The following is a 15366-nucleotide window of genomic DNA, read 5'->3' on the forward strand; positions in this document are numbered from 1 at the left end:
CGCCCGCCTGTGCTTACACTGTGACATATGACGTCGAATCGTCACAACAAGGCGGCCGACGACGCGGTCCTGGACGCGGCGCGCGACTGCGTGCTGGCGGTCGGCGTGCGCCGGACGACCCTCACCGACATCGCCCGCCGCGCCGGCGTCTCCCGCATGACGCTGTACCGGCGCTGGCCGGACGTCCGCACGATCGTCGCGGACCTGATGACCCGCGAGTGGGTCGGGATCGGCGCCGCCGTGCGGCCGCCGGACGACGGCGGGCCCGTCCGTCCCCGGCTGGTGGAGGGGCTGGTCGCCGGGGTCGCGGCGTTCCGCGCGCACCCGCTGCTCCGCAAGATCGTCGAGGTGGACCCCGAGCTGCTGCTCCCCTACGTCCTGGACCGGCTCGGCACCAGCCAGCACGTGTTCCTGGGGCTGTTCGAGGAGGCGCTGCGGGCCGGGCAGGCGGACGGGACGGTCCGCCCCGGCCCGCCCGCCCGGCAGGCGCGCGCGCTGCTGCTCGTCGTCCAGTCGTTCGCGCTCTCGGGGCCGACGATGACCGGCGGGGACGACCCGGAGCTGTCCGCCGCCGCCCTCGACGGCGAGCTCCGCCACGTCCTGGACAGGATGCTCGCGCCGTGAGCGCGCCCCGGCGGTCCTCGCTCAACGCCGCGCGGCGGGCCCGCGAGCTGGCCGCGCTCCCGGACGAGGTGGTGGACGTGCTCGTCGTCGGCCTCGGCGCGACCGGCGCCGGGGTGGCCCTGGACGCCGCGTCCCGCGGCCTGTCGGTGGCCGCCGTCGACGCCCACGACCTGGCGTTCGGCACGTCCCGGTGGAGCTCGAAGCTGATCCACGGCGGGCTGCGCTACCTGGCGTCCGGTCAGGTGGGCGTGGCGCGGGAGAGCGCCGCCGAGCGCGGCGTGCTGATGTGCCGGACGGCCCCGCACCTGGTGCGGGCGCTCCCGTTCGTCCTGCCGCTGACGCCGCAGGTGCCGCGCGGGCAGGCGGCGCTCGCCCGCGCCGGGCTGCGCGCCGGGGACGCGCTGCGGCTCGCCGCCGGCACCCCGCGGTCGGTGCTGCCCGGCCCGCGCCGGCTGTCGGCGGCCGGGGCGCTGCGCCTCGCGCCGGGGCTGCGCGCGGACGGGCTGCGCGGCGGGCTGCTGTCCTGGGACGGGCGGCTCGCCGACGACGCGCGCCTGGTCGTCGCGGTGGCGCGCACGGCCGCCGCGCACGGCGCCCGCGTCCTGACCCGGTGCCGGGCGGTGGCGGTGGCCGGTGACGGCGCGCTCGTCCGGGACGAGCTGACCGGCCGGGAGGTCACCGTGCGGGCCCGCGCGGTCGTGAACGCGGCCGGGGTGTGGGCGGGCGGCCTGGTGGACGGCGTGCGGCTGCGCCCGTCCCGGGGCACCCACCTGGTCGTGCGGGCGGAGACGCTGGGCGGGCCGTCGGCGGGCCTCCAGGTCCCGGTGCCCGGCGAGGCCGGGCGGTTCGTGCTGGTGCTCCCGCAGGGCGACGGGCGCGTGTACGTCGGCCTGACCGACGAGCCGGCCGACGGCCCGGTCCCCGACGTGCCGGAGCCGACGCCGGGCGAGATCAGGTTCCTGCTCGACGTCCTCGGCCCGGTGCTGGACGTCCCGCTGCGGAGGGAGGACGTGCTCGGTGCCTTCGCCGGGCTGCGCCCCCTGCTGGACACCGGCCGCGGTGGCGGCACCGCCGACCTCTCACGCCGCCACGCGATCCTGACCTCGCGGGACGGCGTGGTCACGGTCGTCGGCGGCAAGCTGACCACCTACCGGCGGATGGCGCAGGACGCGGTGGACGCCGTAGTGGCGGCGCAGGGCCTGGACGCGGGCCCGGGCCGCACGGCGCGCATCCCGCTCGTCGGCGCGGCGGCGCCGCAGCGGCTCGCCGCCCTCGACGCCCCCGGGCTCCTCGTCCGGCGGTACGGGACGGAGGCGCCGCTCCTGGCCGGGATGGCGGAGGACGATCCGTCCCTGCTGGAGCCGGTCGTCCCGGGGCTGCCGGTGCTGGGGGCGGAGCTGGCGTGGGCCGTCCGGCACGAGGGCGCCCTGGACGCCGGCGACCTCCTCGACCGGCGGACGCGGATCGGGCTCGTGGCGTCCGACCGGGCCGCCGCGCTGCCCGCAGCCGAGGCGCACCTGCCGTTCCGGGCCGACGGCGGGCGGACACGGGAGCGATGACCTCATGTCACGCCATGGTGACAAAGAGTCAACATGGCGTAGGGAACCCGTCACCCCGTCTGGCATGATCCAGAGATGTTAGGTTACCCTTACCTAATAGCGATCACTGAACGTCGGGGGGATTCTTTGACGCGCGGGAAGGGCTGCGGGCATTGCCCCGGGAGCCACACGGGCGAACGCCCGTGCCTGGCCAGCGCGACGGCCAAGGCGGGCGCCTGGCTGCTCATCGAGCACCCCGGCCCCTGGCCCGGGCGCGTCGAGCGGCTGACCTCCCCCGGGCCGGTCGCCGAGGCCGTCCGGGCGGCGCAGGCGAAGGGCGTCCGGCCCCAGCTCATCCGCCGGCCCGGACGCCGGCGGCGCACACCGCCGCCGCTCCAGGTCTACGCCGCGTACTCGCTCGGCGACGAGGTCTGGATCGAGGGGCGTGAGCTCGCCGACCCCTCTGAGCTGGCCGGACTCGACCTCGACGCCCTCGCGGCCGGTACCCGGCCGGGCTTCGGCGAGCCGGTCACAGAGCCCGTCCTGCTGGTCTGCACGCACGGCCGGCGCAACACCTGCTGCGCGCGGACGGGCGGCCCGCTGGCCCGATCCCTCGCCAGACGTTTCGAGCACCTTGTCTGGGAAACCACACATGTCGGCGGTGACCGTTTCGCAGCGAATTTGGTATGTCTTCCTCACGGGCTCTACTACGGCGACCTCGGCGAGACCGAGGCCGTGAGCGCTGTGGAGGGGTACCTGCGGGGGGAGGTCGTCCTCGGCCGGCTGCGCGGCCGGGCGGGGCTGCCGGAGCCCGCACAGGCCGCGGAGCACCACGTCAGGGCGTTCACGGGCCTGCTGGGGCTGGACGCGATCACCATCGAGTCCCTCTCCGGGACCTCGCGCCACGAGGCGGTCGTCGCCAGCCGGAAGAGCCGTTACCGGGTCGTCGTCGAGGCCGTCGAGCAGTCCCATCCATGCGGAGCGGACTGTGACGAGAACCAAAGAACCTACGTTGTTAGGGAACTCACCCTTCTCAACGAGGCGGCCCTCGTGTAATCTCGCGGAGGCCCCATTCGAGGGCTCCCCTGTCGCACGACCCCAGGTTTCCGGAGTAACCGGACGGGGAACAGAGCGGCAACTCCAGACGTTGGACCATTCGGCGCTTCTGACGCATGTCACCCGAAGCATGTCGAGCGTCCATGTCCCGAAATTGTTCGAAACCAATCAAGGTGGGTGTTCCATGGCTCAGGTACGTCGGCAGGCAAACCTCCCTCGTCCCAGCTGGGGCTGGCAGGACGCCGCGGCGTGCCGGGGGGAAGACCTCGTCCTCTTCTTCGGTCCCGACGGCGAGCGCCAGCCCGAACGTGAGATCCGCGAGCGCAAGGCGAAGCAGATCTGCATGGGCTGCCCGGTCCGGACGGAGTGCCTGGACTATGCGGTGTCCCGGCCCGAGAAGTACGGCACGTGGGGCGGCCTCAACGAAGACGAGCGCGCGTCCGAGCGCCGTCGCCGCATGCGTCGCGCCAACGCCGCCTAGCGGACCGGACCGTCCGCCCGAACGCTCCCTTCGCGCACCCCGGCACGCCACCGAAAAACGTCACGGCCCCGCACCGCGGGGCCGTTTGCGTTGCCCGGGGCCGGACTCCTGTCGGGGCCGCCGCGGACCACCCGGTCACATGTGTGTCACATGTGCGTCACAACGGCGCCCGGATTTCCGATGCGGTACCGCACCGGGAGGGGCCGCGCGGCTTATTCCCGGAAATTCACACGATCCATTCTCAGGCGCCCGCCCCCGGGCGGGCCAGCCAGTCGATCACGTCGTCGTCGGCGAGCTGCCCGAAGTCGCGGTACCACTGGCCGACCGCCCGGAACTCCCAGGGCGCCGCCGGGACCACCACCCGCTCGGCCCATCCCTCCGCCTCCAGCGCCCGGACGGTCTCGGCGGCGCCCACCGGCACCGCCAGCAGCAGCCGGGACGGCCGGTGCCCGCGCACCGCCCGCAGGGCCGCGCGGGCGGTACCGCCGGTGGCGAGCCCGTCGTCCACGACGACGACCGCCCGCCCGGCCGTCTCCGGCAGCGGCCTGCCGCCCCGGTAGACGCGGACGCGGCGGACCAGCTCGGCGCGCTCGGCCTCCACGACCGGGGCGAGGTCGTCCTCGTCCAGCCCGAGCCGCCCGAGCAGCTCCCGGTCGAACACCGGCGAGCCGCCCTCCGCGATGGCCCCGACGCCCAGCTCGGGCTGCGGCGGATAACCGATCTTGCGGGTCACCAGGACGTCCAGCGGCCCGCCGAGACGCCGGGCGACCTCGTGCCCCACCGGCACCCCGCCGCGCGGCAGGGCGAGCACCACGGCGCCCTCCAGCCCCAGCGGCGCCAGCCGCCGGGCGAGCACCCGCCCCGCCTCGGCGCGGTCGGTGTAGGGCAGCCGCACGGGCCCGGCCTTCCACGGGTCCTCGCGCGGGACCTTGCTCCACGGCATCGGCGCACCCCCCTCCCGGGGTCGCGGCGAGCGGCCCCGGCCCTCCCGGGCGCGGCATCGCTTCGCGCAAGCCCGGCGGGACGCGGCTCCGGCCTCGCCCTGCCGGGCAGGTGACGCGCTCGCGTGACGGTCGAGACCGCTCTGAAGCGGTTCGTGGCTAGCCCTACCCAGGACCGGGCGGGCTTACGTGTCCCGGCCCCGGACGCGCTCTAGGCGCCCGTCAGCCAGCGCAGGGGGTTGTCCCGCAGGATGGCGGCCAGGGTCGCGTCGTCGGCGCCCGCGGCGCGCAGGGCGGGCAGGAAGACCTCGAACAGGTAGCCGTAGCCGCCGCCCCCGTTGCGGACGACCTGGGACATCCGGGAGACGCCGGTGCTCAGCAGGACCCGGCCCCCGTGCCCGGCCTCCAGCAGGTCCATGACGGCGCGGACGCGGGCGCCGATGGCCGCGTGGTCCTCGCCCGCGAGCCCGAGCGTGCCGAACGACACGTACGCCCCGGTCTCGGCGATCTTGCGGTGCTGGCCCGGGTCGTCCACGCGGTCCTGCTGCCCGACCGCGACCCGCTGCGGGGACAGCCCGGCCGCGGTGAGGATCTCCAGCTGGGCGAGCCCGGCGCGGCCGTAGGTGGCCACCGACAGCCCGGAGTACCGGGCGGCCTGGGCGGCGGCCCGCAGGCACGCCTCCTCCGCCTCCGTGGGCGCCTCGCCCCAGGTGCCGATCTCCCCGATCACGCCGGGCAGGGAGTTGGTGCCGTCCAGGCCGAAGCCGATCTCGGCGAGCAGCCGCTCGGCGAGCCGGTCGACGCCGGACGGGCCGTCCCCGGCGGCCCCGGCGGCGAGGGCGTCCTGGACGTACCGGGGGTGGAACGGCTCGGTGAACACGCCCGTGCCGGCGACCACGGCCACCCGCGCACCGGCGCTGATCCGGGCGAGCGCGGCCGCGTTGCGTCCCATGCCCGTGCAGGTGAGGTCGACGACGAGGCCGAGCCCGTGCTCGCCGCGCAGCGCCGCCAGCTCCCGCGTGACGGCCTTCTCCTCGTCCAGCCAGCGGTAGGGGTCGGACTCGGCCCGCCGGGGACGGGACGGCCAGCGCAGGTCCATCTGCAGGTGCTCGTGGGAGAGCACCGGCCCGGTGATGTCGGACGTCGCGATCGTGCCGGTCACGGTCCGGAGCCGGCCGGTCTCCTCACGGGGGGTCATGTCAGGCGAGGCTACGACATATTTGCCATTTTCAGGATGTCAGTCGCAGCAGTTTTTACCTACGCCGCATCGTCCGCGCCCTTGCGGGGCCGCCCCGCGGCAGGCCCGCCGACCTGGTCGGCGGCGCTCCCGGCGGAGTGCTCCCCCGCCGGCGCCGTGGAGGGGCCCGCCGGGGCCCCGCCGACCGAATCCCCGGGCTCCTCCCCGCCGGCGTCCCGGACGGCCCGTGCCCGCGCGGTGCCGGCGCTCGGCCACAGCCGGTCGATCTCGGCGTTCAGCGCCGCCCCGATCAGCACCGCGAGCGCGGCCACGTACAGCCAGGCCAGCACGGCGATCGCGGCGGCGAGCGAGCCGTACACCGACACCCCGCTCAGCGAGCCGGTCAGGTAGAGCCGGAGGGTGACGCTGCCGAGGATCCACATCAGCAGCGCGACGACCGCGCCGGGCACCTCGCGCCACCACGCCGTCCGCACCGGGACGCTCATGTGGTAGAGCGTCGCCAGGAACGCGACCGACAGCGACACGACGAACGGCCAGTAGGCCAGCAGGACGAACCCGGCGCCGTCCGGCAGCGCCCGCCGCACCAGCGCGGGCCCCGCGACCAGCAGCGGGATGAGGATCAGCATCACCAGCAGGCCGACGAGGTACAGCAGGAACGCGCGCAGCCGGGTGCGGATCACGCCGCGGATGCCCGACAGCCCGTAGGCGATGGTGATCGTGTCGACGTAGACGTTGGTGGCCCGGGAACCGGCCCACAGCGAGATCAGGAAGCTGACCGAGACGATGTCGGGGCTGCCCCCCTTGATCACGTCGTCGATCAGCGGGACGACGACCGTGTCCATCGCCGGCCCGGTCAGGACGGTCCGGGCGTGCTCGATCAGCCAGGAGCGGATCTCGGCGACCGTCTCGGCGCCGAGCGCCCCGCGGAAGTGGCCCATCGTGCCGATCAGCCCGATGACCAGCGGGGGCAGCGACAGCAGGGCGAAGAACGCGGCCTCGGCCGCCAGGCCCGTGACCCGGTGGCGGAACGCGGCGACCGCGGTGCCCCGGACGAGCGTCCAGACCGTCCGGGCGGCCGTCCGCGCCCCCGCGCGGACACGGGCGGGCAGCCCGGTACCCGGCCCCTGCGGGCCGGTTCCCGCGCCCGCCCCGGGGCCGGGCTCCCCGGCCGGGGTGACGCCCGCGGCGTCTGAGACGGTGGTCACACCGTCCAACGGTAGAGCGTTACGTGCCCGGAACATTCCCCATCGCCCATTTCACTGATCCACTCCGCGCGTCGCGTGCCGTCCGCCCCTCGGTCCCGTCGGTCCGGGGGGCGTGGCGCCCCCTGGTCGTACATTCTCGCGCCCCTACCCCCTTCGACGACCCGGAACGTCGTCCGGACCATGATCGTTACGGTGCGGTGCGAGCATCGCCGCCCATCGGTGACAATGGAAGGCGTGATCTGCAGTTCGTGCCGGGAGCGCCACCACGGGGAGTGCCGTGGCGGCTCGTGGTGCGACTGCCAGCACCACGCCGCCCCGGGCGCCCCCGCGCCCGCCGAGGGGCCCCCCGCCGCGACGCGGCCGGACCCGGACACCGCGCCGCCCGCGGAGCCGCAGGTGAACTGGAGGCGGCAGGGATGACTCTTCTCACGCGCTCGCATGCTGGACGTAACTGGACAGTCCGCAAGACGTCGTGTCAGAGTCTAGGCATGACTGCTGCGGATCCGTTGCTGGCGAAGCGCCGGCACGTCGACTTCCTGCGCGTCCGCAGCGCGATCTGTCGCTGACGCCCCGACCACGCCCTGCTCAGCCCGGGAGCGTGGTGCATCGGCGTCACCTTTCGCCCCGACCAGCTCAGTGCCGAGCCGGCTTACGAGACCGCCGGTGCGCCACGTGTCCCTCACGACCACAAGATGAGGACGCGCGCCGTGCCACCCGCGATCAAGCGCAAGAAGAAAGGCGAGGGCCAGTGGGCCCTCGGCTATCGCGAACCGCTGAACAAGAACGAGGAGAACAAGAAGAACGACGACGGGCTCAACGTCCGCCGCCGGATCATCGACGTCTACTCCAAGGCCGGCTTCGACTCCATCGACCCGGCCGACCTGCGCGGCCGCTTCCGCTGGTACGGCCTCTACACCCAGCGCAAGCCGGGGATCGACGGGGGCAAGACCGGTGCGCTTGAGGACGAGGAGCTCGACGACCGCTACTTCATGATGCGGATCCGCATCGACGGCGGTCAGCTCAGCGGCGACCAGCTGAGGACCATCGCCGACATCTCGACCCGCTACGCCCGCGGGACCGCCGACATCACCGACCGGCAGAACGTCCAGCTGCACTGGGTGCGGATCGAGGACGTCCCGGCGATCTGGGAGGCGCTGGAGGCCGTCGGGCTGCACACCACCGAGGCGTGCGGCGACACCCCCCGGACGATCATCGGCTGCCCGCTGGCCGGGATCGCGGCGGACGAGGTCATCGACGCGACGCCGCAGCTGCGCGACATCCACGACCGCTACATCGGCTCGGCCGAGTTCTCCAACCTGCCGCGCAAGTTCAAGACGGCGCTGTCGGGCTGCACGTCGCACTGCACCGTCCACGAGATCAACGACATCGCCTTCACCGGCGTCGTGAACGAGGCGGGCGAGACCGGCTACCAGCTGTACGTGGGCGGCGGGCTGTCCACGAACCCGATGTTCGCCAAGAGCCTCGGCGTGTTCGTCAAGCCCGCGCAGGCGCACGAGGTGTGGCACGGCGTCGTGTCGATCTTCCGTGACTACGGCTACCGGCGGCTGCGCAGCCGCGCCCGGCTGAAGTTCCTGATGAACGACTGGGGCCCGGAGAAGTTCCGCGAGGTGCTGGAGAAGGAGTACCTCGGGTACGCGCTGCCGGACGGCCCCGAGCCGGACGCCCCGCTCGCCCGCCGCGACCACGTCGGCATCCGCCCGCAGCGGGACGGGAGGTTCTACGTGGGGTTCGCGCCCCGCGTGGGACGGGTGAACGGCGAGCTGCTCGGCGTCATCGCCGACCTGGCGGCTCGCTACGGCTCGGGCCGCGTCCGCACGACCATCGAGCAGAAGCTGGTCATCCTCGACGTGCCCGAGGAGGACACCGAGGCGCTCGCGGACGCTCTGGCCGAGCACGACCTGCAGGTCCGCCCCTCCACGTTCCGGCGCCAGACGATGGCGTGCACGGGCATCGAGTACTGCAAGCTCGCGATCGTCGAGACCAAGCAGCGCTCGATGGACCTGATGGACGAGCTGGAGAAGCGGCTCCCGGACTTCGACCAGCCGCTGACCATCAACGTCAACGGCTGCCCCAACGCCTGCGCCCGCATCCAGGTCGCCGACATCGGACTGAAGGGCCAGCTCGTCGTGGACGAGAACGGCGACCAGGTCGAGGGCTTCCAGATCCATCTGGGCGGGCAGCTGGGCGCGTCGTTCGGCAAGAAGGTCCGCGGGCTGAAGACGACCTCGGCCGGGCTGACCGACTACGTCGAACGGGTCGTGCGGAACTTCGACGCGCAGCGCACCGAGGGCGAGACGTTCGCCGCATGGGTGCACCGCGCCGACGAAGCAGACCTGAAGTAATCAAGGGCAGCGGAAATGAGCGAACGTGCCGCGCCGTTCTACTGCCCGTACTGCGGCGAGGAGAACCTCGAGCCGCTGGCCCCCTCCGATCTCCCCGGAGGGGGCGGGGGGCCGTCCCCCCGCAAGGAAGAAGGGGCCGCGTGGTTCTGCCACGACTGCGTCCGCTCCTTCCGCCTGAAGTTCCTCGGTGTTGGAGCGCCCCGGACACACAAGGAGGACCCTCGGTGACTCTTCTGGAGACCGACAGACCCACACTCGACCTTGAGGACATCGTCGAGTCCGCCGCGACGGCCCTGGAGGGCGCGCCCAGCCTGGAGGTCATCCGGTGGGCCGCGGCGACGTTCGGCGACCGCATCTGCCTGACCTCGTCCATGTCCGACGCCGCCCTGATCCACCTGGTGTCGAAGGTGAAGCCCGGCATCGACGTGCTGTTCGTCGACACCGGCTACCACTTCGCCGAGACGATCGGGACGCGGGACGCGGTGGAGGCCGTCTACCCGGTGAACGTCATCAACGTGACGCCGTCCAGGACCGTCCAGGAGCAGGAGTCGGCGCTCGGCCCCCGGTTGTTCGGCCGCAACCCCGACCTGTGCTGCCACCTGCGGAAGGTGGAACCGCTCGGCCGGGCGCTGGAGGGCTACATGGCCTGGTTCAGCGGTATCCGCCGGGACGAGACCGCGAGCCGCCGCGACCGCCGCGTCGTCGAGTGGGACCGCAAGCGCGGCATGGTCAAGGTGAACCCGATCCTGGACTGGACCCAGGAGCAGATGGACGGCTACATCGAGGACAACGGGGTGCTGGTCAACCCGCTGCACTACGACGGCTACCCGTCGATCGGCTGCGCGCCGTGCACCGCCCCGGTCGCGCCGGGCGAGGACCCGCGCAGCGGCCGGTGGGCCGGGATGGGCAAGACCGAATGCGGCATCCACCTGTGAGCGCACCCCCCATGGTCGCGGTGGCGCACGGGAGCAGGGACCCGCGCGCCTCCGCGACGGTCGCCGGCCTCCTCGGCGCCGTCCGGGCGCTGCGCCCCGGCGTCCCCGTCCACGCCTCGTTCCTGGACCACGCGCCGCCCGCGCCCGGACGGGTCCTGGACGGGCTGGCCCGCGGCGGCGCGGGCGAGGCGGTGGTCCTCCCCCTGCTGCTCACCGCGGCCTACCACAGCAAGACCGACATCCCGGGCGTCCTGGCGCGGGTCCGGAACCGGCATCCGCGCCTCGGGCTGCGCACGGCCGCGACGCTGGGCCCGCACGCGCTCCTCATGGGCGCGCTGGAGCGGCGCCTGGCCGAGGCGGGCGTGGAGCCCGGCGACCCCGGCACGGCCGTGGTGCTGGTCGCCGCGGGCTCGTCGGACGCCTCGGCGAACGCCACCATCGCGCGCCTGGCGCGGGAGTGGCGGGCGCGGGGATGGCGGGGCGTGGTCCCGGCGTTCGCGTCCGCGTCCCGCCCGTCCCCCGCCGAGGCGGTGGCGGCGCTGCGCGACGCGGGCGTCCCGAGGGTGGCCGTCGCGTCCTACTTCCTGGCGCCGGGCCACTTCGCCGACCGGGTGCGCGCCGAGTCGCTCGCGGCGGGTGCCGCGGCCGTCTCCCCCGTGCTCGGCGCGGCGCCGGAGGTCGCGGAGCTGGTCGTCCGGCGCTACGACGAGGCCCTCGCCGTCTCCCGCGAGGCCGCGGCCGTCTGACGCCTCCCCCGGGCGGCGTGTGCCGGAGAACGTTCCATCGCCGATCCTCCGGGTATGCGCGCGACCATGGACGACGAGCGAGAGGGCCCCGGGCACGAGCCCGGGACGACCCATGACCGTGACTTCGCGCCGGTGAACCAGGGGTCGGACGCCCGCGGGCGCACCGTCCCGGGGACGCAGGTGCCCCTGAGCGTCCCCGGGGAGGACCCGGTGGACGAGGAGCCCCGCCAGGAGGACGAGATCAGCGGTACCGGCACCCCGGGCGTCGACGTGGGCCACCCCGACGCCCTGCCGCCGGACGAGGAGGGCGTGTCGGACGCCGAGCGCGGCGACGACAGCCGCTGAGCACGGCCCCAAGGCCCGGGGAGGGCCTCCAGGCGCCTGAGACGCGATGGGGCGGTCAGGCGGTGCCCGAGCCCCGGTCCTTCCACCAGGAGGCGATGGCGCCGCGGAGGGGCGCGTGGTGCTCGTCGTCCACGATCTTGATGTCGCCCATCACGGCGTTGGCGTTGACGTGGACGACGGGGACCGGCGCGCCGGGGCGGGGCTCGCGGACGGCGACCCGCCGCTCGCCCATGACCGCGCGGCCTGAGAGGCGCACGCTCACCCCGTCCGGAACGATGATCTTGATGTCGCCCATCACGGCGGTGGCGTGCACGGTGACCTCGCCTGTGGGCACCTGGGCGCCGCGCAGGTCGAGTTCGACGTCGCCCATCACCGACACCACTTCCAGGCGCTCGTCGATGCGGCCGACGATGCGTTCCTTGCAGTCGCCCATGATGGCGCTGAACTTGCGCTTGACCTGCAGCGGCGCGGGGTTGGCGCCGGGCGCGCCCATGCCGGGCAGGTCGCGGGTGATGCGCTCCAGGTCGCCGTGGGTGACGGCCGCGTAGGCCGCCTCCGTCCGCTCGGTCAGCTCCTCGAAGGTCAGCCGCCCCTCGACCGAGGCGATCCGCAGCCGCTCGACCACGGCCTCCCGCTCGGCGTCGGACGCCCGGTACCCCCCGGCGCCGTCCGCCTGCGCCGGGACCACCCCGGGACGGGGCTCCGGCCGCCGGTCCGTGGGACGGCTCGGGGACGGCCGCCCGGGCTGCGGACTGGACTGACTCATGGTTCCGAAAGTATGCCCCCGCGGCCCACGGGCAATCCGCCGCGCGGACGAGATCGCCCCACCACTTCAGGAGGATGCACTGGCGGACACGCTCTTGACATGCTCTTCTCGTCCCAGAACGTGGCGGTTCGCGCCCTGGCGGGCCCCTCGCGGGCGCGGGCGGCGGCTCCCATGGGACGCGCTCCCGGCCGCGCCGGGGCGGGGTCGCGCCAAGCCGCCCGGCCCGGCCCCGCCGGGGACATGCGGGCCGGGCCCATCGCGCTCGCTCAGTGGGCGGCCTCGTACTGCTCGATGACGTTGGCGGGGATGCGGCCGCGGTCGTTGACCTTGATCCCGGCCGACCGGGCCCACTCGCGGATCTCGGCGCTGCGCTCGCGGTTGCCCGCCACGCGCGCGGCGCCCCGGCGCCCGCCCGCGGCCCGCGCCTTGCGGGCATTGTCCTTGTACGGCGCGATGGCCTTGCGTAGTTTGGCCGCGTTTTTCTTGTTCAGATCAATTTCATACGCCCGGCCGTCGAGGGAGAAGGACACGGTTTCCTCCGCCGCCCCCCCGTCAAGGTCATCAACCAGGAGAACCTGGACCTTCTGTGCCATCAGTAGACTTCCTCTCGCTCGGTTTCTCAGTTCGAAGAGTAGCCGATGTTAGGCGGGCGATGTTATTTCGCAACGACCTTCACTCCGATGCGAACACCCGATCCTTTCGCCAATGCCCTTCGCCACGGTGACCTCGGGTCGCCGATCACCCACTCGCAGCTTTCGCCCGCAGGTCGCACGGGTCGTCCGCCGGAGAACCTTAGCCGCGGCCCGGTCCTTTCCCTGAGCCCCATCCGCGGGCGGTGCGGCGAGAAGGCAGCCCGCGCCACCGCCGTGCACGCGAAGGGCCAATTCCTCATCCGATGCAGAAGAGCACCCCGCAGGCCATGGGAACAAGCCACCCCGGCTACCGGCCGATGACCGGGAAGGCCCTTGCCGACTCGTCTTCCTCGCCCGTACCGGACGAAGTCGGGGCGGCATACGCGGCACCCGCCGAGCGTGGCGGAGACCGAGGCGATCCCGCCGCCCGCCGGTGCCATGACGCCCCCGGTGAGGCGACGCCTCGCAGGTCAACCCGCGAACCCGCGGGGGCGCCGATGCGCTGACAGCGCGGGCGGGCGGACGGGAGGGGCCCTCGCCCGGCGCCCGGCCCGTCCAGGGCGGCTCCGGGCACGCGAAGCGAACAGGCCGCCGCAGGCCGAGGGCCCGGCGGGCGGCCGCGATGGGCCGGCCCCGCGCCGTCCCGGCCGGCAAAGGCGCGGCCCGCCAAGACCGGGAGGCATCCCCACGCCAACCTCCAGCACCTCCGAGCCGATTTCCGCGGCGCCCGCGCTATTCACCGCCGACGCCTACATCACCACCGCCGACCTAGATGAAACCGTCGTCGAGGTGCGTCGCAACGACGAGTCGAAGGCGACCGGCGCACGGGCGCAGAACAGACGGGCGTCGAGTACGCCGGCGGAAGCCCGCTCGACAAAACCTCCGGGCGGCGCAGCGACATGATCGGCCTCGGCTTCGGTAAGGACACCTCGGTACAGGTTCGTATAGAACTGCCCCACGGTTCACGAATCCAAGGATCCACAGGTCCGGGAAGCCGGTGGCGCGACACCCTGTTCGGGTGAATGCGAACTGTCCGCCGGCGCCGGCTCCATCGGGGCCGAGAACGCCGAGTCGCCGCGCCCGGACGGCCGCCCGAGTCCGGACCGGGACAAAAACCGCGGCAGCCGGGCCCGGGCCGTTACGGTGAACCCTGCTCGCACGGGCCGGGGCGGCGGCGGGGAAAAGCCCGGCGGATCCCCGGCGAGGCCCGCGCGGGGCAGCCGTCCGGCGTTCTCCCGGATCGTCCGCAGACCCTGGCCGGCGGCCGGTGACATTAGGCTGCGGCGGGGAAGGGCCTGATCACAGACCCGGGGGGGTGAGCGGATGGGGTCCGGCAAACGCGACGTCTGGTCGCCCTTGACGATCCTGCCGTTCGCCATGATGGCCGTCGTCGCGATCGGCGACGTCCTCGCCGGGCCCGGGACGGGCTATCTCCCGCTGCTCGCCCTCGGGCCCGCCTTCGCCAGCCTGGCCGGGGGCGTGGCGCGCACCGCGGCGGTCGGCGTGCTCGCCCTGGCGCTGTGCGCCGGCCTGGCGCGCTTCAACCACATCCTCAGCAGCCGCAACAGCACCCTGACCTTCATCTCGCTCATCGGCGTCACGGCCGCGGGGATGCTCGCCAGCTTCTACCGGGAGCGCGACGAGCGGGAGCTGGCGGACGTGCGCACCATCGCCGAGGTGGCGCAGCGGGTGCTGCTGCGGCCCATGCCCCGCCGCGTCGGGCCCATCCGCGCGGCCGTCCGGTACATCTCGGCCGCGGCTGGCGCCCGGATCGGCGGCGACCTGTACGAGGTGGTGATGACGCCTCGGGGCGTGCGGGTGATCGTCGGGGACGTCCAGGGGAAGGGGCTGGACGCGGTGGAGACGGCGGCGGCGGTGCTCGGCGCCTTCCGGGAGGCCGCCTACGACGAGCCGGGGCTGCCCGGCGTCGCCGACCGGATCGAGCGGACGCTGGCGCGGCGGCTCACCGGCGAGCAGTTCGTCACCGCGGTGCTGGCCGAGCTGCATCCCGACGACCGGGTCACGCTGCTCAACCGGGGCCATCCGCCGCCCCTCCTCGTCCGCGCGGGCCGGGCAGCCGAGCCGCTCGACCCGCCGGAGGCGGCGCCGCCGCTGGGCCTGTCCGGGCTCGTCGACGAGCCCGCGTGCACCTTCTCCGTCGGGTTCGCCCCCGGAGACCAGATGCTGCTCTACACCGACGGCGTCGTGGAGGCGCGCAATGGCAAGGGCGACTTCTATCCGCTGACCGAACGGGCGGCCTCGCTTCTGGACGCCGACCCCGAAACGGCCCTGGACACGCTTCAGGCGGACCTCCTCCGGTACGTAGGGGCGCCGCTCGACGATGACGCGGCGATGCTGCTGTTGACGACCGAACGCGCCTGACGCCCTCGGCGCGTTCCCGCGACCTCACGTGACCAGCGCGTGACCAGCGCGTGACCAGCGCGTCCACGCGGCCTTCGACGCGTTCTGGAAGGCCACTGAAAAGCCCGTCATTGACAGTAGGCCGGACGCGTCATGATCCTTGGGACCGGCGCGG

General features: G+C 73.9%; 17 protein-coding genes. 11 read left to right on the forward strand and 6 right to left on the reverse strand.

Translation table 11 applies throughout. From position 1 onward, the window contains the following. Nucleotides 1–27 precede the first annotated feature (27 nt). The 4 genes from AGRA3207_RS06270 to AGRA3207_RS06285 all read left to right on the forward strand — a co-directional run bounded on the left by AGRA3207_RS06270 (nt 28) and on the right by AGRA3207_RS06285 (nt 3699). Nucleotides 28–624, forward strand: a complete 597-nt coding sequence (locus AGRA3207_RS06270) for a TetR/AcrR family transcriptional regulator (protein WP_231333597.1) — start codon at nt 28–30, stop codon at nt 622–624. Then, nucleotides 621–2183, forward strand: coding sequence for a glycerol-3-phosphate dehydrogenase/oxidase (locus AGRA3207_RS06275; RefSeq protein WP_231333598.1), 1563 nt, complete (start codon nt 621–623; stop codon nt 2181–2183). The genes AGRA3207_RS06270 and AGRA3207_RS06275 overlap by 4 nt, the downstream gene beginning before the upstream one ends. A 126-nt stretch (nt 2184–2309) precedes the next feature. Continuing rightward, nucleotides 2310–3218 carry a sucrase ferredoxin gene (locus tag AGRA3207_RS06280; protein ID WP_231333599.1) on the forward strand — a complete coding sequence of 303 codons (909 nt, stop codon included), beginning with the start codon at nt 2310–2312 and terminating at the stop codon, nt 3216–3218. Nucleotides 3219–3402: 184 nt separating this feature from the next. After that, a complete protein-coding gene (locus AGRA3207_RS06285; protein WP_021600082.1) occupies nt 3403–3699 on the forward strand; it encodes a WhiB family transcriptional regulator in 297 nt (98 codons plus the stop codon). Between the two features lie 241 nt (nt 3700–3940). On the opposite strand, the gene AGRA3207_RS06290 is transcribed toward AGRA3207_RS06285, so the two are convergent. The 3 genes from AGRA3207_RS06290 to AGRA3207_RS06300 form a co-directional block, all read right to left on the reverse strand. Beyond that, on the reverse strand, nt 3941–4642 hold the full coding sequence (locus AGRA3207_RS06290) for a phosphoribosyltransferase (protein ID WP_231333600.1): 702 nt from the start codon (nt 4640–4642) through the stop codon (nt 3941–3943). A gap of 209 nt (nt 4643–4851) precedes the next feature. Further along, complete coding sequence (locus tag AGRA3207_RS06295) at nt 4852–5838, reverse strand: phosphotriesterase family protein (protein WP_231333601.1); 987 nt, start codon at nt 5836–5838, stop codon at nt 4852–4854. Between the two features lie 59 nt (nt 5839–5897). After that, nucleotides 5898–7043 carry a YihY/virulence factor BrkB family protein gene (locus AGRA3207_RS06300; protein ID WP_231333602.1) on the reverse strand — a complete coding sequence of 382 codons (1146 nt, stop codon included), beginning with the start codon at nt 7041–7043 and terminating at the stop codon, nt 5898–5900. Nucleotides 7044–7277: 234 nt separating this feature from the next. Between AGRA3207_RS06300 and AGRA3207_RS06305 the strand changes: the two genes are divergently transcribed. From AGRA3207_RS06305 to AGRA3207_RS06330, 6 genes are all read left to right on the forward strand, one after another. Further along, nucleotides 7278–7463 carry a hypothetical protein gene (locus tag AGRA3207_RS06305; RefSeq protein WP_231333603.1) on the forward strand — a complete coding sequence of 62 codons (186 nt, stop codon included), beginning with the start codon at nt 7278–7280 and terminating at the stop codon, nt 7461–7463. 272 nt (nt 7464–7735) lie between these two features. Further along, nucleotides 7736–9406, forward strand: coding sequence for a nitrite/sulfite reductase (locus AGRA3207_RS06310; RefSeq protein ID WP_231333604.1), 1671 nt, complete (start codon nt 7736–7738; stop codon nt 9404–9406). Between the two features lie 15 nt (nt 9407–9421). Beyond that, nucleotides 9422–9634 carry a hypothetical protein gene (locus AGRA3207_RS06315; RefSeq protein ID WP_231333605.1) on the forward strand — a complete coding sequence of 71 codons (213 nt, stop codon included), beginning with the start codon at nt 9422–9424 and terminating at the stop codon, nt 9632–9634. Further along, a complete protein-coding gene (locus tag AGRA3207_RS06320; RefSeq protein WP_231333606.1) occupies nt 9631–10341 on the forward strand; it encodes a phosphoadenylyl-sulfate reductase in 711 nt (236 codons plus the stop codon). Before AGRA3207_RS06315 ends, AGRA3207_RS06320 begins: the two co-directional genes overlap by 4 nt. Continuing rightward, nucleotides 10323–11087 carry a sirohydrochlorin chelatase gene (locus tag AGRA3207_RS06325; protein ID WP_420830876.1) on the forward strand — a complete coding sequence of 255 codons (765 nt, stop codon included), beginning with the start codon at nt 10323–10325 and terminating at the stop codon, nt 11085–11087. Before AGRA3207_RS06320 ends, AGRA3207_RS06325 begins: the two co-directional genes overlap by 19 nt. A gap of 66 nt (nt 11088–11153) precedes the next feature. Then, nucleotides 11154–11432, forward strand: coding sequence for a hypothetical protein (locus tag AGRA3207_RS06330; RefSeq protein ID WP_231333607.1), 279 nt, complete (start codon nt 11154–11156; stop codon nt 11430–11432). Between the two features lie 55 nt (nt 11433–11487). Here AGRA3207_RS06330 and AGRA3207_RS06335 read toward each other — a convergent pair whose 3' ends face one another. From AGRA3207_RS06335 to AGRA3207_RS06345, 3 genes are all read right to left on the reverse strand, one after another. Then, a complete protein-coding gene (locus AGRA3207_RS06335) occupies nt 11488–12198 on the reverse strand; it encodes a DUF1707 SHOCT-like domain-containing protein (protein ID WP_231333608.1) in 711 nt (236 codons plus the stop codon). A 266-nt stretch (nt 12199–12464) separates the two neighbouring features. Further along, entirely contained in the window at nt 12465–12791 is a 327-nt protein-coding gene (locus AGRA3207_RS06340) for a histone-like nucleoid-structuring protein Lsr2 (protein WP_231333609.1), read from the reverse strand. Nucleotides 12792–13579: 788 nt separating this feature from the next. Then, nucleotides 13580–13789, reverse strand: coding sequence for a hypothetical protein (locus AGRA3207_RS06345; protein WP_231333610.1), 210 nt, complete (start codon nt 13787–13789; stop codon nt 13580–13582). Between the two features lie 364 nt (nt 13790–14153). Between AGRA3207_RS06345 and AGRA3207_RS06350 the strand changes: the two genes are divergently transcribed. Continuing rightward, entirely contained in the window at nt 14154–15212 is a 1059-nt protein-coding gene (locus AGRA3207_RS06350; protein WP_231333611.1) for a PP2C family protein-serine/threonine phosphatase, read from the forward strand. Nucleotides 15213–15366: the final 154 nt, after the last annotated feature.

It is taken from the genome of Actinomadura graeca, from assembly GCF_019175365.1.
In the GTDB taxonomy this organism is placed as follows: Bacteria; Actinomycetota; Actinomycetes; order Streptosporangiales; family Streptosporangiaceae; genus Spirillospora; species Spirillospora graeca.